Origin of the sequence: Mesobacillus sp. AQ2, from assembly GCF_030122805.1 — a bacterium.
Lineage (GTDB): Bacteria > Bacillota > Bacilli > Bacillales > Cytobacillaceae > Mesobacillus > Mesobacillus oceanisediminis_A.
On sequence record NZ_CP126080.1, the window covers coordinates 2,596,358 to 2,619,054 of the forward strand.

Here is a 22,697-nt window from a genome sequence, read left to right on the forward strand (position 1 = left end):
CCTAAGGAAATGGTAATTGTTTCGAAAATCGAATTAGGTAAATTTCCACAACAATTAAATTCTTCGTTTCCATTACTTCCTGCCCACAAAACTCTAGAACAAAATCAAAGATTTTAGTATGATTAATGAATGTGATTAGGAATGAATGAACTGAAAATATATAAAGCGAGGACTAAAACAATGAGTTTATTGAATGTAGAAAATTTAAGCCATACATTTGGGGATCGTACCCTTTTTAAAGATGTGTCATTTCGTCTGCTAGCCGAGGATCATGTCGGCCTTGTTGGCGCAAACGGTGTCGGGAAGTCCACCCTCATGAACATCATCACCGGACAACTAATCCACGATTCTGGAAAAGTAGAATGGACACCCGGAGTTGAGTACGGGTATTTGGACCAGCATACGGTTTTATCTCCTGGAAAAACAATTCGGGACGTGTTACGTGATGCCTTCCTCCCTCTCTTTAAAAAGGAAGAAGAGCTGAACGAAGTCACCGGCAAAATGGCAGATGCAACACCTGAGGAACTGGAAAAGCTGCTCGAAGAAATGGCGGAAATCCAGGATGCTCTTGATGCTGGCGGTTTTTATTCCCTTGATATCGAAGTTGAGGAAGCGGCAAGAGGCCTTGGCCTTGATGCAATCGGCATCGACCGTGATGTTTCTGCATTAAGCGGCGGACAGCGCACTAAGGTCTTACTTGCTAAGCTTTTGCTTGAAAAACCAAAGGTCCTTCTGCTTGATGAGCCGACTAACTATCTTGACGTTGAGCATATTCAGTGGTTGACCAGGTACCTGAAAGATTATCCTTACGCTTTCATTTTGATCTCGCATGATACCGAGTTCATGAATCAGGTTTCTAACGTCATTTTCCAGCTCGAGTTCTCAAAACTGACACGATACACTGCTACGTATGAAAAATTCCTGGAATTAGCTGAGATCAACAAGAATCAGCATCTAAATGCATATGAAAAACAAAAGGATTTCATCAAGAAACAAGAAGATTTCATTGCAAAAAATAAAGCACGTTATTCGACAACAGGCCGCGCGAAGAGCCGCCAGAAACAACTTGATCGCATGGAAAGGATCGACAGACCTGAGACGGCTTTAAAACCCGCTTTTGATTTCAAGGAATCACGCGCAAGCAGCCGATATGTATTTGAAGGCACAGATTTCGAAATCGGATATACGCACCCGCTGCTTCCAAAACTATCCGTTACAATAGAACGCGGTGAAAAGATTGCGCTAGTTGGTATGAATGGAGTCGGGAAATCCACTCTACTTAAAACAATGCTCGGAAAGATTCCTCCATTGAGCGGCAAAATCGAGCGGGGTGACTTCCTCTTCCCTTCCTACTTTGAACAGGAAGTTAAAGCAGGAAGTATCACACCTATTGAGGATGTGTGGAGTGAATTCCCTGGGATGGACCAGCATCAAGTAAGGGCGGCATTGGCCAGAAGCGGCCTCAAGAACGAGCATATTTCACGCCCCCTCAATCAACTGAGCGGCGGCGAGCAGGCTAAGGTACGCCTGACCAAATTGCTTATGAATGAAAGCAACTGGCTATTATTCGATGAGCCGACAAACCACCTGGATATCACAGCAAAAGAAGAATTAAAACGTGCATTAAAAGCATATAAAGGAACAATTGTCCTGGTCAGCCACGAACCTGACTTCTATGAAGATTGGGTTACAAAAGTTTGGAACGTGGAAGAATGGGCAGCGAATGCGAATAACTAATCCAGGAATAAACCTGCTGGTTCATATACCAGCAGGTTTATTGTTTATTATTCAAAAATTGCCATTTTATCATTACCTCTGATTCGAGTTGTTTAAAGAAATTTCATCCTTCCATAAAAAAGTTAGTAAAATGTATTGAGTTATTCACTCGTTATTGATAAATTTTATAAAGGTTATAAAATTTATTTATATAGGTGATGTGAAAATGAAAAAACTTATGATCGCAGCAGTCTTGCTGCTGACTGCTCTTTCGGGCTGTGCTGGGGAAAATACCGAAGAAGCTAAAAAGGAAACAATCAAGATTGGCGCAATTCCGGATCAAAACGCAGCTGATTTGAACAGGAGCATGGAAGACTTTGCAAAGGACCTGGGCAAAAAGACAGGTATGAATGTTGAGTACGTCCCTTCTGTGGATTATTCAGCTTTAGTAACTGCTTTTCAACGCGGTGAAATTCAGCTTGCATGGTTTGGAGGATTGACGGGTGTCCAGGCTAGAAATTTAGTCCCTGAAGCTGAACCATTCGCACAGAGGCCGATTGATGAAAAATTCAAGTCTGTTTTTATTGCCCAAAAAGATAGTGAGATTGATAGTCTTGAAGATTTAAAAGGTAAATCTTTTACATTTGGCAGCGAAAGTTCAACTTCGGGGCACCTGATGCCTCGTTACTTCATGATGGAAGCAGGCATTGACGCTGATCAAGACCTTGATGGGAAACCTAACTACTCAGGTTCCCACGATAAAACTTATAAGCTAGTTGAATCTGGAGCCTACGAGACAGGAGCATTGAATATTTCTGTTTGGGAAGCAGCTGTCAAAGAAGGCAAGGTCGATGAATCAAAGGTAAAAGTATTCTACACAACTCCTGAGTATTTTGACTACAACTGGACTGTCAACATCGCAGATGAAGAATCAAAAAAGAAAATCAAAGATGCGATTCTATCAATGACTAAAGAAGACAATGAAATTATGGAATTACTGCAAACCGATCGATTCATTGAAACAAATAATGAAAATTATAAAGCAATAGAAGAGGTCGCCAAGCAACTAAAGATCATCAAGTAGGTGGACTTCATGAGCGAATTCATTGATGTAAAAAATATAGAAAAAGTTTACGAGCGGAAGATAGCCTTATCTTCCCTTTCTTTGTCGGTAAAAAAGGGTGAATTAATCGCTTTGATCGGGCCAAGTGGTGCAGGAAAGACGACTTTGCTGAATCTGCTTGCCGCTAACTTATCGCCAGATCAAGGAGAAATTACGATTGACGGCCAGCTGTTGGCTGAAATGACCGACCAGAAAAAACGGGCCAAAAAGATCGGAATCATCCGTCAGCAATTTGACCTTATAGGGGAATTGCCGGTGATTCATAATGTGCTTGCAGGAAAATTATCAGAATGGGGCATCATAAAATCTCTCCTATCCATGTTGTTTCCTCAGGATAAGGATGATGCAATTCGAGCTCTTACACGTGTGGGTCTGAGTGAAAAACTGTATGAACGAACATCTGCCCTTTCAGGTGGGGAACAGCAGCGTGTTGCCCTTGCCCGGCTGCTTGTCCAGAGCCCTGAGATCGTACTGGCGGATGAACCTGTCGCATCACTTGATCCTGCTCGTGCCGAGGACATCCTGGCACTCCTTGTCAAAATCGCATCAGAGGAAAATCAAACATTGATTGCCAGTCTGCATTCCGTTGAGTATGCAAAAAGATACTTCGATCGCTTGGTCGCACTGCAAGATGGGCAAATTTTCTTCGATTTGCCTTCATCATCCGTATCAGACGCTCAAATTGCCAGCTTGTACAAACTGAAGGAGCAAGAGTAACATGGAGAGAAGCTGGTGGAAATTCGAACTTCATAAAAGAAAGATACTTAGTCTTCTCCTCTTGCTGGCCTTTCTTTGGAGTCTGACATCCATACATTGGAACAAGGACTTGTTTCATGGCGGAGGAATAAAAACGGCCAAACAGATTGCAACGACATTTTTCAGTCCAGATTTATCGAAGGATATACTCCAGCTTGCCCTGAAGTCCACCTGGACGACGCTAAGCTATGCTGTGGCAGGAATGAGCCTGGCCCTTGTCATTGCTTTTTTCTGGGGAATCCTTGCTTCTGGAGTCCTTGTATCCAATTTAAAAACAAAGCGGCATGTAAAAGTATTCTTCAGAGGTCAGCTTGGCTTCATGCGAGCAATCCACGAGCTTGTTTGGGCCTGGCTGTTCGTTGCTTCAATCGGCCTTTCCCCCTTTGCCGCTATTTTTGCCTTGGCCATCCCTTATGGGGGGATTCTTGGCAGGATTTTTGCAGACATGCTAGAAGACGTCCCGACACAACCAATCAAGGCATTGGAAGCTGCTGGCGCAGGCAAATTCCAGACACTATTTTACGGATACCTTCCGATGGTCAGGTCAAGCATCGTAAGTTATGCCATGTACCGTTTTGAATGCGCGGTTCGTTCATCAGCCATCATGAGTTTTGTAGGCATTGGCGGGCTGGGCTACCAAATACAATTAAGCCTTGATGATTTACAATATAATGAAGTATGGACATTTGTGTTCTTTCTGATCCTTCTTGTCATCCTTATCGATGTCTGGAGCAATCTTTTAAGGAAGAATCTGAATTCAGCAAACGCAGAAAAAAAACAGCTGAAAATTTCTTTCTATTCAATGATTCTACTCGCCATTGGATCTTGGCTTTCCATTTACACCATCGAAAATGCTAGCCTATCAATGCTATTCACAAAAGAAAATCTCCAATACTCCAGTCAGTTCTTCAAAGGGCTAATTGGGATTGGTGAAGATCAGCCGGCTTTTCTGAGCAGTGACAGCTGGTCCAATGCTGTTTCCCTTACATGGGAAACATTAGTGATGAGTATAATGGCCACTGGGTTTGCAACCATTGCAGCCATATTAACAATGATTCCTGCAGCCAGGAATGTGGCAGACGGGTCGATTACCCTGTCAAAAAAATGGTATGGATGGCTGTCATTCGGTAGTGTGCGGGCTGGGTATATTTTTACAAGGGCCGTTCCGGAACTGGTTTGGGCTATGATGATCATCTTTATTTTCAAGCCTGGAATTCTGCCTGGTGCGATAGCACTTGCCCTTCATAACTATGGAATTCTTGGCAAGCTGTTGGCCGAGGTAATAGAGGATTTAGATTCCCGCCCGGTGAGGAACCTGGCATCCTGCGGTGCAAGCAGGGTCCAATTATTATTATACGGTGTCCTGCCGGCTGCGCTTCCCCGTTTCCTGACGTATATACTCTACCGATGGGAGGTAATCATGCGGACCACTATCGTAGTTGGCTTCGTTGGAGCAGGCGGACTTGGACAGCAATTCAAATTAAGCATGAGCTTCTTCCATTATACAGATATCACACTATTACTGTTCTTCTATCTTGTTCTTGTCTTTGCTGCAGACTATATTTCGGAAAAAGCAAGATTCTTCATAAAATAAACCCGGCCAGTAAAAGGCCGGGTTTAATCTTTTCGATTTAAAAACCTTATAGAAGATCCAACTTGTCCAGCCCATTTTCAAGGAAGTATTTTTCATAGCGGGCTTTCAGCTGGAATAGTCGATTGATTTTTTCTTCAATCGTAGAATTGAAATCGACTTCACGTTTTAAATCAATCGTTGCCAATTTATGCGTAAGCTGGTCCCAAAAGACATCTTCCTCATATTCATCGATAATGGCTTCGACTGTTTCTTTAAGGCTATCGGAAAGATAGTAATACTCCTCTTCATTGTCAAAGTATATTTCTTCACCAGCTTCAAAGTCCCTTGCAAGGGAAAAAATATACTGTTCCAGGTCCTCTGCTTTTTCGGCCAGTCCATGATTTGCTTCCGTCAGTCCAAGCGGCCAATTTCCAAGCTGCAACAGCTTGACAAGCGTCAAAAATTGATCTTTTGAAAGGTCAATTCTCATTACACCCTCCCCTTTCATATGCTTGTTCCATTTATATGATGGAAGTGCGCCCGATTTTCCAAAATTTCCGCGACATCTTCGACTTTTTCGTGACCGCCCCTTAACTCCCAAACGTGAAAAATAAAAACGGCAGGTCCCTTTTCTAAGGGCCTGCCAGAATCTATATTAGTTGCTAATGTTTATTGCTTCACCAATTAACTGAATGTCTTTATAAATCTCGTTTTTCACATCACTGTCTTCACAATGCGCATATTCATCGAACAAACGGCCTAATTCCTTGATAAACAAAAGATGTTCTTCTACTGCAACCATACAGAGACCCCTTTACACACAAGATGACCATTGGCATTTTCTGTAATTCCGTTTTCTCAGACCTGAATATTTACCCGTTAAATAAACTATCAAACTACCAATTTTTAATAATATATGCAGCAGCTGTCCACTATATGACAACCATTGTTTAACGAGTGGCCCTTTAAGGTAAGTAATTAGTAGATATAATAACCAGGGGGTAATGAAATGTGGGTTCAACGGCCTTTTTTTAAATATTCGACAGGTCTTATCCTGATACTGCTAATCATCTTTCTTTTTGGTAAAATTGATTACTTCGTCTCGCCTCTGCAAAATTTTATAATCGCCATTTTCTTTCCGGTCCTGATCTCAGGCCTGATGTATTATATTTTACGTAAGCCGGTTCAATGGATAAGCCGCTATCTCCCTAAAATCGCCAGTATTTTAATCGTGTTCGCCCTTGTAGCAGGATTATTTACAGCCTTATCTTATTTTGCAGGCTCCCTATTGGGAGAAGAGATTAGCGCCCTGACAGAAAATTTTCCTGAAAAAGTCGACGAGGTTACAGAAGAATCCCAAAAAGTCATCAATGACAATAAAATAGGAATTATCAAGGCAGATGAAATCAAGCAGAAGGCTTTAAATTATTTAAGCAAGCTCTCTCAAAATCTCGGGGAAAATATCATGACATTATTTTCCGTGATTACGAGTATTGCAACTGTTCTAGTCGTAGTACCTTTCCTGGCTTTTTTCTTCCTGAAGGATGATGAAAAATTAAGACCATATATTCTAAAGCATATACCCAGTGAACATGCACAGGAAGGAAATAAAATTTTAACGGACATTGATAAAACCTTGTTTACCTATGTAACAGGACAATTCATAATCGCACTGGTTGACGGTATTTTAATGTACTTAGGATATTTATTTATCGGCCTGGACTACGCTCTCTTGCTTGCGGTCTTGGCAATGTTTTTAACTATCGTTCCATTTTTAGGCCCCCTTTTAGGAATCATTCCGGCGCTGTTCATTGCATTAACGAACAGTCCATTAATGGCGCTTAAGGTGCTCATCGTGCTGGTGGTCGTGCAGCAGCTGGAGGGTAATCTTGTCACTCCGCAGGTAATGGGGAAAAAGCTCAGCATCCACCCAATTACCGTCATCCTGATTTTGATTGCAGCCGGATCATTGTATGGATTTATCGGCATCCTGATTGCCATACCACTATACTCGGTGGTAAAGATCATCATCAAGGATGTTTGGAAGTTCTATAAACTTCGAGATAAAAAGATATAACCTGAAAAAGACAGCCAAATTCCTCTGGCAGTCTTTTTTGGTATTAGGAAGCAGGAACTTGCATTTTTTTACATGTGCCGTGTACATAGTACGGAACTGGGTTCTTAGTCTTTCCTTAATTAGAGTTCTCCCCGCCATCCTGGAGTCCATTAAGAATCAATGGTCGAACGGACGAGTCTGTAAGCAGGCCACTGTGGCTAACACCGCTAATTTCCACATTGTCTGCTCCATCAATAATCGAACTCGTATACGGGTTAATAACCGTATCGGCACTGCTGAATATCGATGTATATTGGATAACTGAGGTAGAATCATTTCCATTTGGGGTTTCATCAACACTGTTCAAATCATTCAGGAAAGCACTCCCTGGCACCATTTCCCTTGCTCCCTCAGTCCATAAGCCGAAATAAGAAGAATTTGTTCCATGATGCGGTGAACCTAAAGTTATAACGTCATCGACATTCTGGGCACCATCCAGGTACTTCACATAATAGCGAGTGCTTAACCCACCCATACTATGGGCGACTATGTCTACTTTCGATGCTTTTGTCTGCCGAAGGACATTTTTAATGAACGATTCCAATTCATACGCGTTATTAATATTGCTTCCAGTTGTATTCGAATATTGGATAGCAAACAGATAGTTTGATGGCCATCCCTGGCTGACAAGCCATTGTTTCATATCATCATAACTCGATGATGAACCTGTAAACCCATGGACAAAAACAACCGGATCTTTTTCAGAGGCCGCTGTAACCCTCTTGGCTGCACCGGCGGGTGAAACAAGAACAAGGAGCAGGACAATCGAAACAGATAAACTTATAAATCCCCTGATCATTGCTTATATCAATCCTCCTAAATATATAATCTATAAATCTTATGGAATTGATTTCGTAAAATTCCATAAATAAAAAAAGGAATATATGAATTCAGCAAGATTGATTTGAAACCGTATAAAAAGGGATTTATTTGGGCAGTCTATTCCCAATTTGATATAAGGGAGGATTTGCCAATGAATCGCGTCAACTCGTCATTCCTGACACTATTAGCACCGGCCTTTTTGATTGCTGGTTGCAATACTTATACAGATGAAGGAGCAGGAAATCCTCAAGTTTACGGGGAGAATAGCCCGCGTATCCAAAATGTTAATGAGGAATACCGCTCTGCTTCTTATAATCAGACATACAGGATGAGGGTCGAGGATGACTTAGAGGATCAAGTAGTAAGGCTTCAGGATGTGCAGAGCGCTACCGTCATTTCTATCCAGAGACAAGCCTATGTAGCTGTTGTGCTGGAGGATGGCAATACTGAATCTGTTCCCGACGACGTATACGATGAGATCACCAGCCAAATTAAAGCCGCCGATGAAACGATTTCGGAAGTTTATGTATCATCAAATGCAGATTTTGTTGTGGAAATGTCGGATTATCGTGATCAGCTGCAGAGCAGAAGACCGATCCCAGGGCTCGCAGAAGATTTTAATGATACGATTGAAAGGACATTCCCTGTAAATCGTTAAAACAATCCGGAGTGAAAGGGCATCGGAACATATCCGGTGCCCTTATCATCACTTAAATAGGCAGGCTGGTTTCCCCGCTGTCCGCCCCTTTCGACAATTCTGCATCAATCATTTTATCAAGCCGGATAATACTTTGTTTCGCCCGATCGTGATCTATTTTTCGGTAATGGTGTTCACCGCCTTCTTCTTCGTCTTTTTCATCCGCCCATTTTACGACTTTTTGGAGCGGAGTACGGACAATATCATTCGAAGGCAAAAAAGAGTCTGTGTGGAAAAGGATGGCAAGTGAAGTGGCTTTCGCCTGTACGGGGTTTTCACCCAGTCTGATCAGGAGCTTGTGCGCTCTTTCCGCTCCTTTTATAGGGTGGATATCGTTCTTCCGGTATAATTCGTAATCCCACTTTCCGTTTTTGTACCAGGTAAAATGGCCGATATCGTGAAGGAACCCAGCTTTGGCAGCCATATCTACATCCACATTATGCTCCTTGGCAAGCTGGAACGCATGATAGGCAACTGCGATTGCATGCGCCATTCCAGAACGTTTCAAATACTTTTGGGCAATATGGTGTTCATATATATCCAAAAGAGTGACATCTCTCATTGGCTGACCTCCATACATAGTGATTTGCTTATTTTTATGAATGTTAACAGAATTAAAGAAAAATTGCACACTTAAAACCTTCCTTATCTTTGTAACGCTAAAAAGGCCGGCAAAGAAGTCCCTTTGCCGGCAGTCTGTCATTAGTTCCAGTTTTTCAACTTCTTTCTTACACTCTCTTTTATCCTTACTAAAATGGTCTTCTCTCCTTTAGCTCCCTTTTGTTTGTTCCATTCATTAAAACTTGCGACACTGATAAGGATTGAGCCTGCAATCAGGAGGTACCCCCACCACGGAAGGTTTCCCCAGAAAGGTCTCGTTTGCAGGAACAAGTTCAAAAGCAAGACCCCCGCTCCAACAAAGAAATACGATTTTACCCTCAGCCACATACCCACAAGCATGGAAACAAGCGACAAGGACCCAAGAATCAATGCATCATAGACCGTGTTGCTTGCCAGCCCATCCTGAATTAGCAGCAGAGAGACAATCACGAGAACTGCCCATTGAATATAGTCTATAATCTTTGCATTTTGCTTTTTGAACATCCGTCGCATGAAGATGACTAGCCCCACGAACGGCAATACATATACCTCCCTTTCTAATAAAGCTGGAACTTCGATTTGCCCAATGACCGTATAATACGGTACCAGTAAATAGGCTCCTGCCAGAAAAAGAATCCACTCAGAATTCACACCGTTGATCCTGTTTTTTTGAAGCCATAATCCTCCTGAAAGAAGCAGACCATGAATAATCAGTGCCCAGTACGTTTCAGTGTGAAGTGGTGCGATTGAGCAGATGAACAGGAAGCCAACGATTGTATAAGCATCTAGACTCTTCAGCCCATAAACACCGCCACTCTCCCAAAAATGCTTATACAGCCATGTTCCTAGTAAAACAGTCGTGACTCCAAAGGCAGCAAGGATGGCAATCTCGAAAAACACTTGAAGATTGGACAGGAACATAAACTGGATTGTTCCGTAAAAAATCATCAGCAACGGTGCAATGGCAATCAAATCCCACTTAAATCGGCGGAGCAGGACCAATACAATCACCGCATAACCAATCGTTATACCATATAAAACCCATGTGTATGGATAGGCGACGAGAAATTTTAAGATTCCCAATAGCGAAAACGGAATCAGATAAAACTGTGTTCTGTTTTTAAAATCCCTGGATGAAAAGAACCAGATGACTGTGATTAACATACTGACCATCAGAAAAGCATATTGACTCGATTCTTCTGTTGTAAAATAGCTGATCCCAGTCTTGGTTGCCATAAATAATGTAGTGAACGCTCCATACAGGAAGGATTTGATCATCCATTCTTTCTTCGCGAATATAAGGCTTGCAGCATATACAGCTGTTGCGACCAGGTAGCTCCACACCGCAGTATCTTCATAATAGAAAAAGTTAAATGCCATGAGAGGAATTAAATATATATTTCCAACCCAGGCAAAACCTGTTGCGAGTCGCGTTTCCTTACCCCGCAGCCCTGCTGCCATGCCCAGCAGCAGCCATCCTCCTGCTGGCATTAAAAGTGACTCCGCTATGTCATTAAAGAATATAATCTCTTCACTTATTGAATTTACAGTGATCAGATACCAGACAAGGAAAATGATTCCCGGCAAAAATACTATTATTCTTTCCCTGACCGCAAAGTAAAGCAGCAGTGACATGAAAATGCCGACAAACCAGATAAGTGATTCGCCATATATGCTGTCAATATGTGAAACGAACGTAAAGAATAGGCTGATAGCATAAAAACCATGGGCAGTGATGAAGGAACTTTTGGCTAGAACGGAATCTTTCATTTTCCTAAAGGCCCTGTGAACAGCTAAAAGCAAGATTCCTGCCATCGCAAAGTTTCCTGCCATTCCAATAAAATCATCATACATACTGGATTGGGTCCTTACTTCCTCTCCAAATGAGGCAACAGCCAAACCAAGGCAGACTGGAACAGCCCACTGAGCCAAAGTAGGGATAAGATTCCTAGAATCGATTTTCCGCATGCTGTAAAATACAAAGCTCGTGAGCATGAACATCAGTCCCAGCTCCCACCAGCCAAACATCGAAAAAGTAATAAGGACCATGAAAAGCATAATCAACAACCCAATATCACGCGAGCTGGTTTTAATGACCTGAAGCTGCTTATGTTGAAGCAGCCAGCCAAAGGTCATAAAAAGGACCAGACCAATTAAGTATAACGGCAGTGTTAGATTCTCGAATTGAATCCAGTTTTGCAGCTTCAACACCACTTCAAACAATGCGGCCGCAAGAAATATCGGGCTTAGATATGCAAAGATCATATTTCTATCTGCATTTGCAAGATAAATGAAATTAGCAGCAATCAGCAGGTAAGCCACAAATAAAACCAGCGACGGATTTTGTGAGTGCATCATCAGTCCCTCAGCGGTTATGAAGAGGAACGCAAAAGCTGATACAACTGCACTTGTCATTTGGAAAGCCTTTTTCAAAGAAAATTGGTCCCCGAACAATCTTGGCAATAATAGAAAGACAAATCCAAGAAGCGCATAGCCGATAGGACTCACTTCTGTAAGACGCCAATTTTCTAAGATTTGATAAGCACCATACACTAACATAGTGCTGAACACAAAATGGTACTGCTTTTGGCCAATCACAAAAATCATGGATAGATAAACAATGGAAGTTAAAATCAAACTGAATCCATTGAAAAACTGATTCTCATAGAAAAAGAGCATCAACAAAGTTGATAAGACTAAGTTAGCCTGTGAATAAACGGCAAGTTCCCTTGTGAAAAGAGGCAGACGGCCTTTCTTTTTGAGCTGGTGATACCCAGTGATCAAAATCCCATTGAAAATCACCAATACCAGGTAAAACCCATCTGATTCAAGACCTGTTGCCCTCAGTACATAAGCAGCCGCAATCGAAGATGAAATAAACGTAAACCATACAAATAGTCTTGATGATAATCCCCTGGCAAGCATGGCATAAATCGGAATCAGAATTGAACTGCTGATTGTTCCTAAAATGAATCTTCCTTCACCATAAAATGATAAATAAGGACCTAGCAATTCAAACCAACCCAGTGACAGAGTGAAAATAGGCAAAAATAAACTTGCAAGTACCACAAACGCGAATGCGGTCTTTTCGATTTTCAGCACAGTGTAGCTTATATAGGCGATACCATAAAATAACACCGAGACAAGGGCGATCGATCCAGCTTTCATCCAGGAAGTCATTGTGTCCCAATTGCTTGTCGCCACGAACAGGCCGCCGATTAAGAGCATAATTACCCCAATATTCAAAGACCAGGATATATTCCGTTCACGAATGTCTTCTGGAGATTTCTTAGGCCTGATTTTCACCGATTTCGGCTTCGTTTCCACTTTATTTTCAGATGAATTATGAACATTACTTGTGTGTTTAACCTGCTGTTTCGTTTTTACCGATTTAATACTATGTTGATCCGCACTTCTGACTGTTCTTACCTTCTCTTTCTCCTGCTGTTCCCTGGCAAGCAAATCAATGAAATATTCATTATACGCTTCAGCGACGGTGTCATGTTCCTGTTCAGAAACATAACCTAGCTCCTTTAAATGATAGAGCTCATCACGGAAAATTCTCCGTCTTTCCTCTTTAGGAGTGAATTCCATTTTTATCCCTCTATTCCTGTATAATCCCAATCTGATCATTTAGTGTAATTTTACACCATTAATAAAATAATTCAATATTTTATCAGGAATTTCCATACGTGTTTTTTCGACAAACTCTGTTCCATTCATGCCTAAATCCCTTTATAATAGCAAAGTGGTACAGGTTTAAAATAAATAATCACAAAAAATATTAAGAGATTTAGAGGTTAATAAGATGGCTGATTTTTTATGGGTAATTTATCTCGGGTTTCTGGGGACAACGGCAATCTGGTTTTTAATTAAAGGAAAATACAAGAACAATATCACCAGACTTGACTTCATTGTTTCGATCATAACCTGGATGGGTCTATTCGGATATGTAACTGAAACGGAAATGCTGGTAACGTTGGTGTGGAAAATGGTATTTATTCTTGGACTACTGTGGGATGTGGTATTCACCATTTTCTTTGCTGAACGTTTTGCCGGTGATTTTGGCTTTGATGAAGATGAGGAATCAATGCCAGTGGCAGCGAGATTGGTTGGTTTGATTACTGTCGCACCATTATATTATGGAATTTTTCAATACGCTTTTTAAAACGGCTTTGGCCGTTTTTTTGTTTATCTAAAAATATTATCTCAACATAATAATGTTGTTTTCTAGAATAGCATCGCCCTATTTTTATGGATTTTAAGCACTTTTTCACAACAGATTTACCTGGAATTATCACCAGGTACTAATAGCAACGGAAGTGTATTTCTGAGACGGACACCGTTTGGATACTACGCCGATCGCAATCTGAGCAATAAAAAAAAGATAAAACCAAATGGTTCTATCCTGTTATTGCGGACCACTGTATAAATTGCTTTTGCCTACGTCATTTCATTCTACTTGCATATTAAAAGACCAGCAGTTTCGATTACTGCTAGTCCTATACATTATAGAGGCAGCAAGGACACTGTTTCTTTCCTCTTAAGCTGCTCCACCATCTTGATCCATTTCTCTGGCTTCTTTTCGAGTACAGAATAATAAGTCGTCAAGAAGTCTGTGATTAAAGCTGCCGGCAATTCAATGGTTTCCTCATCACCCGGCATGAAGCATAAATCCAACCCTTCTACAGCTTCTCCGTCATTTTCCCATGAAGGATGGACATAATCTAAATCCAATCGCTTATAACCCAGGTGCGAAAGTACTTCGCGTCTAACAAATGGGTCCATTGTTTTTACGCCGCCAAACTCGTGGTCTGTTTTACGATAAGGGTCATAAATTTCAGCAAACATCCCGAATAAGTCTACACCCTGCTCAGCTGCTAGGCTTTGCAGATCATCCATTCTTTTATTGGCTAGAAAGCGCCCAATGCTAAGGCCCGGTTTGCCGACAATCGTGAAGTCTGTCATTGCGATATTCCAATCCGGGTAATAGCGGTATTCAGTCACCCCCACGACTTCTTCTTCATGGAGGGCAACGAAAACACGGATTCCCGGGTCTTCAAGCGGTTCTTTCCACAGATCAAATTCCAAAACTTCCTCAGGAGGGAAAAACTCTTTCATTAAGTTATGGAGTTTGGCAAAAAGGGGATCTTCAATGCTGCTAACACGGATATACTCCATCTAATATGCTCCTTCTCGAGTTAGATTTTTTCTGCTTCTTCCCAGTCTGGATAAAGATCTGTTCGACGGTCACGCCAAGTTGTCACAGCACCTCGCTCCCTTACTTCGTACAAAAGCTCGAGGTCAAGGTCTGCAGTAACGACCATATCATCATTCAGTTCTCCTTCTACCTGAAGACCTTTAGGAGGGAATGGGATATCATTTGGTGTGATGACTGCCGCCTGGCCAAAGTTGGCACGCATAAAATCGACCGTCGGCAACGCACCGACTGTGCCGGTCAAAACTACATAAACTTGATTTTCGATCGCCCGTGCATGGCTTGTATAACGAACACGGTGGAAACCATGTCGGTCATCCGTGCAGGAAGGTACAAATATAACATCAGCACCTTTAGCTTTAGCCATTCTGACAATTTCCGGGAACTCAATATCATAGCAGGTCAAAAGAGCAATTCGCCCCTTTTCTGTATCAAATACCCTGAAATCCTCTCCCGCACTCATATTCCATTCATTCACTTCAGTTGGTGTGATATGGAGCTTTGCCTGTTCAACGATCCTTCCATCGGGATAAAACATATGTGCCACATTATATAATTTTCCTTCTCGCGCGATGACATGTGTTCCTCCGATGATATGCATGCCTGTTTCCAAAGCGAAATTCTGGAACAGGTTTAAGTATTGTTCAGTAAAACCAGGGAGTTCATTGATGGTCAGTCTTGTACCCTGTTCACTGCCGATTGATAACAATTGAGTAGTGAAGAACTCAGGAAACAATACAAACTCAGAACCATATTCCTGTGCTGTTTTAACATAATGCTCACATTGCTGAGCGAACTCTTCAAACGACCTGATCGTGTGAAGATGGTATTGGACTGCGGAAACCCTCATTTTCATCCATCATTCCCCCTGTATAATAAAGAAATAGCATCTTGAAATCAAAACTTCAGAAATACGAAAATCATTATAGTACATTTTATTTTTTTTGGATATATTTTTGATTAAAAAAACCATATTAATATGAACAGATAAGAATTCATGAAAAAAAGAACGAGAGTGAACCCTCGTTCTTTTTCATTTCGAGAAAATTTTATTGGTAAAACCAAGCGGGACCATAATCATTGTATATCCGCTTGCACTTAATAATTCATACCCACCCCGCTTAATAGCAAGCTGCTAGCAATTTATATCTTTTTAATATCAATAGCTATCAATAATTGGGGTTCCCTGTCGAAATTCCTGAAATATAGCTGTTTATCTGCTTTCCAACTTGCCGAATTATCGATTTTCCTGTCTCATTATCTTCCAGGCCATCGATCAGGACAGCGGCATATGCTCTTTTGTCTCCATAAGTGATAAAAGCACAGTCATGCTCAATACCAGTCAATTCTCCAGTCTTATTTCCAATTTCCATTAAAGATTGATCCATATAAGCAGGCAGTTTTTCCTTAAATTGCTGCTGAAGGAGCAAAGCAGTGAATCGATCTCTTGATTGCTCCTTCAACCATTGGCCTTCAATAGCTTCTTTCAGGCAAAGTACAATATCCGCAGAAGTGGTGAAATTATCGTTTCCGGCTTGGGCAGCTTTGAAATCTAGCATTCTTCGCTTCAGAATCGTGTTTTTCATCCCGATTTTTGAAATTGTCGAATTAATCGGGGCCATTCCAATCAGGTCGATCACCAAATTCGTTGCTGAATTATCAGAAACGATTATCATAAGGGTCAACAGGTCATGAATGGTTATCTGCTGTGTGTTCATTGCTTGCAGGACCCCTGTATCTCCCACTTTGTCTTCTTGCCTGACACTTAGCAGCCTATCCGGCTGCAGAATTCCTTCCTCCAACTGCCTCAAAGCCTCAAATAAGATCGGCAGTTTTATCAGGCTCGCTGACCGGAAAACTTCGGTACTGTTAAACTCTATGATCCTATCTTCAATTTCTAAAAACAAACTCGCCTGGCCTTTCCCACTGGCGAGTTCTTTTACTAGTTGATCCTCTAATTCTTCAATGTGCATCATACCAAACCCTTACCTGATATTTACTAACATTTCCTTATTCCTATCGTTGGCTACATCTTCATTATATAGATGACAAGCTACAAAATGGTCCTTATCGATTTCTTGCCAGACCGGTTTCTTCTGGGCGCAGATTTCCATTGCGTGTTTGCATCTTGTCCTGAAAACACAACCGCTTGGCGGATTCATCGGACTAGGCAGTTCTCCCTCAAGAATGATGCGTTCTCTCTGGTCTTCGATATCAGGATCAGGTATTGGGATGGCCGATAATAATGCCTGGGTATATGGGTGAAGCGGTTTATTATACAGCTGGCTGCTTACGGTCAGCTCGACGATGTGGCCAAGATACATGACACCAATCCTGTTGCTTATTTGCTTTACCATAGAAAGGTCATGGGCGATGAATAAATATGTCAATCCTTTTTCCGCTTGCAGTCTTTTCAGCAGATTCACTACTTGCGCCTGTACAGATACATCCAGTGCGGAAATCGGTTCATCAGCAATGATGAAATCCGGATCGAGCGCAAGTGCTCTTGCTATTCCTATCCTTTGACGCTGGCCGCCGCTGAACTCATGGGGATAACGATTTGCATGATCCCGATTCAGGCCAACATCCTCGAGCAGTTGATAGATGCGTTCAAGACGTTCCTTCTTATTTGGAAATAACCCATGGACTTCCATTGGTTCGGCAATGATTTCTTTGACTGTGGATCTCGGGTTCAAAGATGCGTAGGGATCCTGAAAAATCATTTGCATCTGCTTATGAAATTTGAATTTCTCTTTTTCAGATAATGCATGGACATTTTTGCCGGTGAAAATGACTTCTCCATCTGTACGGTCATACAGGCCAATCATCGTCCTTCCGGCAGTGGATTTGCCACAGCCTGATTCTCCAACAAGCCCGAATGTCTCACCTTTAAAAATATCAAATGATATACCATCTACAGCTTTCAGTACTTCATTTTTACCCATTGTGAAATGCTTCTTTAAATCTTTGACACTTAATAGAACTTCATTTTTCATCATTATGCCTCCGTATTCATCCAGTAGCGTCTAGCTGCACAGAGTTCTTTTTCATAGATTGTACCTTCGAGCCGAATGATTTCAATGTTCTTACCTGTATTGGGAGAATGAAGAAGTTTCCCATCTCCATAATAGATGCCTACATGATGAAGTTGTCCTTTTCCTTCCTCATATGCGAAAAAGAGTAAATCACCTGGCAAAATATCATGTATTTCTATTTTCACGCCGGCTGCTGCCTGTTCATGGGCATCCCTTGGAATAATGCAACCATTGGCCCGGCACATACTGTAGCTGAATCCAGAGCAATCATATCCATAGCTGCTCATTCCTCCCCACAGATATGGCAGCCCAAGGAATTGCTCGCCCGCTGCAACGATTGCATCGCCATTCTTTTGCGGAATTTCTTTTTCAGATGGATGGACCTCAACATCCTCTGTCCGCAAAATTCCGATTCCTGTTGGCGTCTTGACGCGGATGCGGTCGACGACATCCTCCACGACAGGCAGCATTGTCTGATAGCTTAATTCCATCAATTTTTCATTTTGCTCTGAGTAAAGCAAAGCTTTCCTGGAGGTTACCACAGCAACTTGGCCTTTCTTGATATACCAATCAGACTGTTGAATCAGCTGATCTTTTGGGATCCAGCCCGGATAACCTCTTTTGTCTTTGCCTGAAGGCTGGTCCGGGATAACGACATGGACCCAATCATCCTTTTCATCAATGATCAAAACTTCCTGGCCGAATAAAACCTGTGATTGAACGAGGTTATCATCACATAATTGCAGCCTCAGTTCATACGTGAGTTTTTCGAGCCATTCTTCCAAATTAACGTTCCCTGATACAGCAGCTTCATCGATTTCCCTTGAAGAATCATAGGAAGTCCAAAGAGTTGCTACCGGTACATTGACGAGCCAAAAATTATTGCTTTCCATTGATCATTCCTCCTTCAAAAAGACTTGTTCAATCCCAAGGCCTGTTCGTACGGGAAGTGTTATTTTTCTGCCATTATACTTTATCCCGCCTGAAATGGATTCTTTTGCAAGCATTAATGGTGCATCAAAATCAAAGCGAGTGATGTTCTTCTTGCTGGCGGCAAAATGGGCAGCAGCCGTGATACCGAGCTTGGTTTCGATCATACTGCCTACCATGCATTCGATCCCGGCTGTTTCAGCCAATTGGTTGATGATTTGAGCCTGATAAATTCCGCCTGATTTCATTAACTTTATATTAATCAGATCTGCACTTCTCCTTCTGATCACTTCAAATGCCTGTTTTGGTGAAAATACACTTTCATCGGCCATGATCAATGTATCAACCGAATCTGTGACCTGTTTCAGGCCGTCGAGGTCCTCGGCTTTTACGGGTTGTTCTACCAGTTCGATGTCCAGACCCGCATCCTCCATGCTTCGAATTGCCCTGACTGCATCCTTCGGTTTCCAACCCTGGTTCGCATCAAGACGGATTTTTATCTCTTTGCCGACCCTGTTGCGGATTTCTTTGATCCTCGCAATGTCTGTAGATATCTCGCCAATACCTACCTTAACCTTCAGGACATTGAACCCATTCTTCACGTATTCAACTGCATCGTCACCCATCTCTTCGGGACTATTCACGCTGACAGTAAAATCTGTTTCGATTTCATTCCTGAAGCCGCCGAGAAGTTGATAGAGCGGAAGACCGCAATTTTGAGAGATGCAGTCGTACAATGCCATATCTACAGCTGCCTTCGCACTTGTGTTATTGACAAGGATTGTTTTTAACCCCTGAAAAATAGCTTCATAGCCAAGAAGATTTTGATTTATTAAGAAAGGGCGGATTACATCATTGATTCCTGCTTCAATGCCAGAAAGACTGTCTCCAGTAATCACCAAAGTCGGAGGTGCCTCACCCCAGCCAACAATCCCATTATCACATGTGATTTTAACAAAAGTCGCTTCAGCTACAGTAACTGTACGAAGAGCCGTTTTAAAAGGCTTATTCAGAGGGACTGCTGTGCGGAATGTCTCAATCTTTTCAATAATCATATCCTTGTCTCCTTCGGTACTAGTTAATGCCACTCTCGACAAATAAATGTTTTGTTTCGGTGTCCATTCTGGCAGCCGCTCCCAACGGGACTCCAATATGCGGTGCACAGTGACCCATTTTGAATCCCTTTAGTGCAGGCCTGCCCGCGAGCTTAATGTAGTGTTCGATGACTTCATCCAAGGATAATGACAGGTCCCTTTCCTGAACACAATTATTGAAATCACCTAAAATAATTCCGGTTGCCTCCTGTAATTTCCCTGCCATATACAACTGATTAAGCATCCTATCAACAGCACGCGGTTCTTCATTAATGTCTTCAATCAACAGGATCTTGCCTTTTGTATCAATTTCAAATGGCGTCCCCATTGAACTTGATAGGAGTGATAGATTGCCGCCGACCAACGGGCCTTCAGCTGCACCTCTTACCAGTTCTTCTATTTGCGAAAGATCAAGACCATATCGCAATTCTGCTGGCTGGAACAATTGCCGGAATGTCTCTTTGGATAGTGGATGGGCACCTTCTTTGCCAATATCCGAGGCAAGCATGGGACCATGAAATGTGATGAGGCCAGTCTTCTGCCGAATGGCTGTGTGTAAAAATGTGATATCGCTGTAACCCCAGAATATCTTTGGATGTTTTTCAATTAGTTTATAGTCTATAGATGATGCGATTCGTGCGGTGCCATAACCACCTCCGGCACAGATAATCGCATTAACCTCGTCATCAAGGAACATTTCATGTAAATCTTCCAACCTCGCATGATCATCGCCAGCAAGATAACCATATTCTTCGTATAATGATTTACCTAATTTATAGTTCAAACCAAGCTCAGTAATAAAGGCTAAGCCTCGCTTCAAATTTTCTTTATTTGGCGGACTTGCTGGCGCGATGACTGCAACAGTATCACCTTTATTCAAACGGTTGGGCTTAATTGCCATGTCAATCAACTCCCTTTAGTCATTTTGGACAAGTTCATAAGATATATAATTCCATTAATATGGTAAAATCAAAATCTTTCCGTGAAAAAAGAATAGTATGTTATAGGATATTAATTAATGGCTCTGTTAAAGCTAAATTCTAATTCTACTCCTGTTGATTGTAGTGGAAGGCGCGTAGACTCCTCCGAAAATGCTAACGCATTTCCATCTTGCGTGGGCAGGTTCGAAGAAGCTTATCAATGTCCCGCGGGCTTAGCTGGTCAGGTGAGACCCCGCAGGAGCAAAGCGACGAGGAGGCTCAGCGCCAGCCCCAAGGAAGAATTGCTTATGAAAAAGACGGCAGTTGGTCTTTTTCATATCTTCCAGCGGAAAGCGAAGCGCCTGGAACGAAAATCAACAGTCTTGTTTAACAGAGCCTATTTTATGTACTATTAAAAAGAGGTGTTCCAAGACGAACACCCCTTTCTTAGAATCATTACTTCTTATCGGCCCACTTCAATTCCAGATATCCTACTGGGTGGCGCACAACACCAGTTACAGCTTCGTTTTGAAGATATACCTGATTGTAAAAATGAACAGTGAAGATTGGAGCTTCTTCAAAAAGAATCTTTTCAGCTTCGTACATTAATTCAAAACGTTTCGTTTCATCAGATTCGTTCTTCGCTTTTTGAATCAATTCATCATACTTCGGATTTCCCCAGCCCGTACGGTTCATGGAGTGTCCAGTCTGGAAGTTTTCCAGGAAGTTGATTGGATCTGCATAGTCAGCTAGGAATGAGCTTCGTGAAAGCTGGTGCTTCAGTGCTTTCTGGTCTTCTGCGAAAACATTCCATTCCATGTTCGCTAGCTTGACTTCCACTCCCAAATTTTCCTTGAACATTTGCTGCAATGCCTCTGCGATCTTTTTATGAGTATCGTCTGTGCTATAAGTCAGGGTAACGTCTGGAAGTTCAGAATATCCTTCTTCTTCCATACCCTTTTCTAGCAATGCTTTAGCTTCTTCAATGTCTGTCTTGTTAAAATCTCCATTTACTTCACGGAAATCTTTGCCTGATGGATCTTGGAATCCTGGAGATACAAAACCATAAGCTGCTTCTTCTTTGTTCTTTGTTACAAAATCAACAATTTTTTGCTGGTCCACAGCAAGTGCAAACGCTTTACGGATATTCACGTTTTGGAATGGTTCCTTCGTAACGTTGAAGCGGTAGAAGTAATCTCCTGCCTGGTCTTCAACCTGGACCTTTCCTTCTTTAAACAGCTTTTCGCTCAGTTCAGCAGGTACGTCTGAGACGTCAAGGTCCCCTGCCTGATACATTTGATATTCAGTATTTGTGTCATCAACAATCGCCCATTCAACACGGTCAAGTTTAACGTTTTCTGCATCCCAGTACTGGTCATTCTTTTCCATGACGAATTTCGTATCATGTTCCCAACTTGCCAGATTGAAAGGTCCATTGCCTACAAATGACTCCGCTTCTGCGAACCATTTTGGATTTTCCTTCGCAACTTTTTCATTCACCGGGAAGAAAGCCGGGTTAGCAATTACACTAAGAAAGTATGCCTGTGGACTTGTCAAAGTAACTTCGAACGTCTTTTCGTCAACAGCCTTTACTTTGACATCTTCAGCAGGCCCCTTGCCACTGTTGAAATCTTCTCCGCCTTCGATAAAATAACCCAGGAATGCTGCAGATGAACCAGTCGCAGGATCAAGCAGACGTTTCCAGGCAAATACGAAATCATTTGCTGTTACATCATCACCATTAGACCATTTTGCATCTTTACGGATATGGAATGTGTATGTTTTTCCATCTTCAGATACATCCCACTTTTCTGCCGTCGCAGCTTCTGGCTGATGTTCTTTGCCAAGTCGTGTCAGGCCTTCCATCAGGTTGTTCAACGAATTCCATGATGCGGAATCGAAACCGATTGGCGGATCAAACGATGTAGGCTCCTGGCCGTTATTCAGGTGAAGTACCTTTTCGCCGCCTTTTTCGCCACTGTCTTTTTCTGTTTCTTTGCCAGCTTCATTATTGGCGGTACATGCCGCCATCGTGAACACAAGCAATGCTGCCATTAACATTGTTAAGATCTTTTTCACTTTGTCTCCCCCTTAAGT

General features: G+C 42.0%; 20 protein-coding genes. 7 read left to right on the top strand and 13 right to left on the bottom strand.

The window, feature by feature from the left end:
- Positions 1-180: 180 nt before the first annotated feature.
- From QNH36_RS12995 to QNH36_RS13010, 4 genes are all read left to right on the top strand, one after another.
- Positions 181-1,737, top strand: a complete 1,557-nt coding sequence (locus tag QNH36_RS12995; RefSeq protein ID WP_283903621.1) for an ABC-F family ATP-binding cassette domain-containing protein — start codon at positions 181-183, stop codon at positions 1,735-1,737.
- A 205-nt stretch (positions 1,738-1,942) separates the two neighbouring features.
- Positions 1,943-2,800 carry a putative selenate ABC transporter substrate-binding protein gene (locus tag QNH36_RS13000; RefSeq protein ID WP_283903622.1) on the top strand — a complete coding sequence of 286 codons (858 nt, stop codon included), beginning with the start codon at positions 1,943-1,945 and terminating at the stop codon, positions 2,798-2,800.
- Between the two features lie 9 nt (positions 2,801-2,809).
- A complete protein-coding gene (locus QNH36_RS13005; protein ID WP_283903623.1) occupies positions 2,810-3,556 on the top strand; it encodes a phosphonate ABC transporter ATP-binding protein in 747 nt (248 codons plus the stop codon).
- 1 nt (position 3,557) lies between these two features.
- Entirely contained in the window at positions 3,558-5,189 is a 1,632-nt protein-coding gene (locus tag QNH36_RS13010) for a PhnE/PtxC family ABC transporter permease (RefSeq protein WP_283903624.1), read from the top strand.
- 46 nt (positions 5,190-5,235) lie between these two features.
- Here the strand turns inward: QNH36_RS13010 and QNH36_RS13015 are convergent, their stop codons facing one another.
- Together QNH36_RS13015 and QNH36_RS13020 are read right to left on the bottom strand one after the other, a co-directional pair.
- Entirely contained in the window at positions 5,236-5,658 is a 423-nt protein-coding gene (locus QNH36_RS13015; RefSeq protein WP_144480812.1) for a hypothetical protein, read from the bottom strand.
- Positions 5,659-5,823: 165 nt separating this feature from the next.
- Positions 5,824-5,970: a hypothetical protein gene (locus tag QNH36_RS13020; protein WP_186326872.1), complete on the bottom strand. Its 147-nt coding sequence runs from the start codon at positions 5,968-5,970 to the stop codon at positions 5,824-5,826.
- A gap of 207 nt (positions 5,971-6,177) precedes the next feature.
- Between QNH36_RS13020 and QNH36_RS13025 the strand changes: the two genes are divergently transcribed.
- Positions 6,178-7,245, top strand: a complete 1,068-nt coding sequence (locus QNH36_RS13025; protein WP_144480811.1) for an AI-2E family transporter — start codon at positions 6,178-6,180, stop codon at positions 7,243-7,245.
- 115 nt (positions 7,246-7,360) lie between these two features.
- On the opposite strand, the gene QNH36_RS13030 is transcribed toward QNH36_RS13025, so the two are convergent.
- Positions 7,361-8,083, bottom strand: coding sequence for an esterase/lipase family protein (locus QNH36_RS13030; protein WP_251540236.1), 723 nt, complete (start codon positions 8,081-8,083; stop codon positions 7,361-7,363).
- 174 nt (positions 8,084-8,257) lie between these two features.
- Here QNH36_RS13030 and QNH36_RS13035 point away from each other — a divergent pair, with 174 nt between their 5' ends.
- On the top strand, positions 8,258-8,764 hold the full coding sequence (locus QNH36_RS13035) for a YhcN/YlaJ family sporulation lipoprotein (protein WP_144480809.1): 507 nt from the start codon (positions 8,258-8,260) through the stop codon (positions 8,762-8,764).
- Positions 8,765-8,816: 52 nt separating this feature from the next.
- Here QNH36_RS13035 and QNH36_RS13040 read toward each other — a convergent pair whose 3' ends face one another.
- Together QNH36_RS13040 and QNH36_RS13045 are read right to left on the bottom strand one after the other, a co-directional pair.
- Positions 8,817-9,365 carry an HD domain-containing protein gene (locus tag QNH36_RS13040; protein ID WP_144480808.1) on the bottom strand — a complete coding sequence of 183 codons (549 nt, stop codon included), beginning with the start codon at positions 9,363-9,365 and terminating at the stop codon, positions 8,817-8,819.
- Positions 9,366-9,505: 140 nt separating this feature from the next.
- Positions 9,506-12,997, bottom strand: coding sequence for a hypothetical protein (locus QNH36_RS13045; RefSeq protein WP_283903625.1), 3,492 nt, complete (start codon positions 12,995-12,997; stop codon positions 9,506-9,508).
- 214 nt (positions 12,998-13,211) lie between these two features.
- Between QNH36_RS13045 and QNH36_RS13050 the strand changes: the two genes are divergently transcribed.
- Positions 13,212-13,571, top strand: a complete 360-nt coding sequence (locus QNH36_RS13050; RefSeq protein ID WP_144480805.1) for a hypothetical protein — start codon at positions 13,212-13,214, stop codon at positions 13,569-13,571.
- 341 nt (positions 13,572-13,912) lie between these two features.
- On the opposite strand, the gene QNH36_RS13055 is transcribed toward QNH36_RS13050, so the two are convergent.
- The 8 genes from QNH36_RS13055 to QNH36_RS13090 form a co-directional block, all read right to left on the bottom strand.
- The gene (locus tag QNH36_RS13055) at positions 13,913-14,584 is read right to left on the bottom strand and encodes a GNAT family N-acetyltransferase (RefSeq protein WP_283903626.1); all 672 of its coding nucleotides are present in this window, start codon (positions 14,582-14,584) and stop codon (positions 13,913-13,915) included.
- Between the two features lie 20 nt (positions 14,585-14,604).
- A complete protein-coding gene (locus tag QNH36_RS13060) occupies positions 14,605-15,477 on the bottom strand; it encodes a carbon-nitrogen hydrolase family protein (protein WP_251540242.1) in 873 nt (290 codons plus the stop codon).
- 313 nt (positions 15,478-15,790) lie between these two features.
- Positions 15,791-16,597, bottom strand: a complete 807-nt coding sequence (locus QNH36_RS13065) for a serine hydrolase (protein ID WP_283903627.1) — start codon at positions 16,595-16,597, stop codon at positions 15,791-15,793.
- A gap of 9 nt (positions 16,598-16,606) precedes the next feature.
- Positions 16,607-17,617 (bottom strand): ABC transporter ATP-binding protein, encoded by a 1,011-nt coding sequence (locus tag QNH36_RS13070; protein ID WP_283905415.1) that lies wholly within the window; start codon positions 17,615-17,617, stop codon positions 16,607-16,609.
- A 2-nt stretch (positions 17,618-17,619) separates the two neighbouring features.
- On the bottom strand, positions 17,620-18,549 hold the full coding sequence (locus QNH36_RS13075) for a C40 family peptidase (RefSeq protein WP_144480797.1): 930 nt from the start codon (positions 18,547-18,549) through the stop codon (positions 17,620-17,622).
- Positions 18,550-18,552: 3 nt separating this feature from the next.
- Positions 18,553-19,641 carry a dipeptide epimerase gene (locus tag QNH36_RS13080; protein ID WP_283903628.1) on the bottom strand — a complete coding sequence of 363 codons (1,089 nt, stop codon included), beginning with the start codon at positions 19,639-19,641 and terminating at the stop codon, positions 18,553-18,555.
- Positions 19,642-19,660: 19 nt separating this feature from the next.
- Positions 19,661-20,581: a S66 peptidase family protein gene (locus QNH36_RS13085; protein ID WP_283903629.1), complete on the bottom strand. Its 921-nt coding sequence runs from the start codon at positions 20,579-20,581 to the stop codon at positions 19,661-19,663.
- 475 nt (positions 20,582-21,056) lie between these two features.
- On the bottom strand, positions 21,057-22,661 hold the full coding sequence (locus QNH36_RS13090; RefSeq protein ID WP_144480901.1) for a peptide ABC transporter substrate-binding protein: 1,605 nt from the start codon (positions 22,659-22,661) through the stop codon (positions 21,057-21,059).
- Positions 22,662-22,697: the final 36 nt, after the last annotated feature.

Excerpts from the sequence above, each read along its gene's own strand:
- QNH36_RS13055 (WP_283903626.1), bottom strand. The coding sequence starts at position 14,584 with ATGGAGTATATCCGTGTTAGCAGCATTGAAGATCCCCTTTTTGCCAAA.
- QNH36_RS13050 (WP_144480805.1), top strand. The coding sequence starts at position 13,212 with ATGGCTGATTTTTTATGGGTAATTTATCTCGGGTTTCTGGGGACAACG.
- QNH36_RS13070 (WP_283905415.1), bottom strand. The coding sequence starts at position 17,617 with ATGAAAAATGAAGTTCTATTAAGTGTCAAAGATTTAAAGAAGCATTTC.
- QNH36_RS13010 (WP_283903624.1), top strand. The coding sequence starts at position 3,558 with ATGGAGAGAAGCTGGTGGAAATTCGAACTTCATAAAAGAAAGATACTT.
- QNH36_RS13020 (WP_186326872.1), bottom strand. The coding sequence starts at position 5,970 with ATGGTTGCAGTAGAAGAACATCTTTTGTTTATCAAGGAATTAGGCCGT.
- QNH36_RS13035 (WP_144480809.1), top strand. The coding sequence starts at position 8,258 with ATGAATCGCGTCAACTCGTCATTCCTGACACTATTAGCACCGGCCTTT.
- QNH36_RS13045 (WP_283903625.1), bottom strand. The coding sequence starts at position 12,997 with ATGGAATTCACTCCTAAAGAGGAAAGACGGAGAATTTTCCGTGATGAG.
- QNH36_RS13005 (WP_283903623.1), top strand. The coding sequence starts at position 2,810 with ATGAGCGAATTCATTGATGTAAAAAATATAGAAAAAGTTTACGAGCGG.
- QNH36_RS13065 (WP_283903627.1), bottom strand. The coding sequence starts at position 16,597 with ATGATGCACATTGAAGAATTAGAGGATCAACTAGTAAAAGAACTCGCC.
- QNH36_RS13025 (WP_144480811.1), top strand. The coding sequence starts at position 6,178 with ATGTGGGTTCAACGGCCTTTTTTTAAATATTCGACAGGTCTTATCCTG.
- QNH36_RS13030 (WP_251540236.1), bottom strand. The coding sequence starts at position 8,083 with ATGATCAGGGGATTTATAAGTTTATCTGTTTCGATTGTCCTGCTCCTT.
- QNH36_RS13080 (WP_283903628.1), bottom strand. The coding sequence starts at position 19,641 with ATGATTATTGAAAAGATTGAGACATTCCGCACAGCAGTCCCTCTGAAT.
- QNH36_RS13075 (WP_144480797.1), bottom strand. The coding sequence starts at position 18,549 with ATGGAAAGCAATAATTTTTGGCTCGTCAATGTACCGGTAGCAACTCTT.
- QNH36_RS13000 (WP_283903622.1), top strand. The coding sequence starts at position 1,943 with ATGAAAAAACTTATGATCGCAGCAGTCTTGCTGCTGACTGCTCTTTCG.
- QNH36_RS13085 (WP_283903629.1), bottom strand. The coding sequence starts at position 20,581 with ATGGCAATTAAGCCCAACCGTTTGAATAAAGGTGATACTGTTGCAGTC.
- QNH36_RS12995 (WP_283903621.1), top strand. The coding sequence starts at position 181 with ATGAGTTTATTGAATGTAGAAAATTTAAGCCATACATTTGGGGATCGT.
- QNH36_RS13060 (WP_251540242.1), bottom strand. The coding sequence starts at position 15,477 with ATGAAAATGAGGGTTTCCGCAGTCCAATACCATCTTCACACGATCAGG.
- QNH36_RS13090 (WP_144480901.1), bottom strand. The coding sequence starts at position 22,661 with ATGTTAATGGCAGCATTGCTTGTGTTCACGATGGCGGCATGTACCGCC.
- QNH36_RS13015 (WP_144480812.1), bottom strand. The coding sequence starts at position 5,658 with ATGAGAATTGACCTTTCAAAAGATCAATTTTTGACGCTTGTCAAGCTG.
- QNH36_RS13040 (WP_144480808.1), bottom strand. The coding sequence starts at position 9,365 with ATGAGAGATGTCACTCTTTTGGATATATATGAACACCATATTGCCCAA.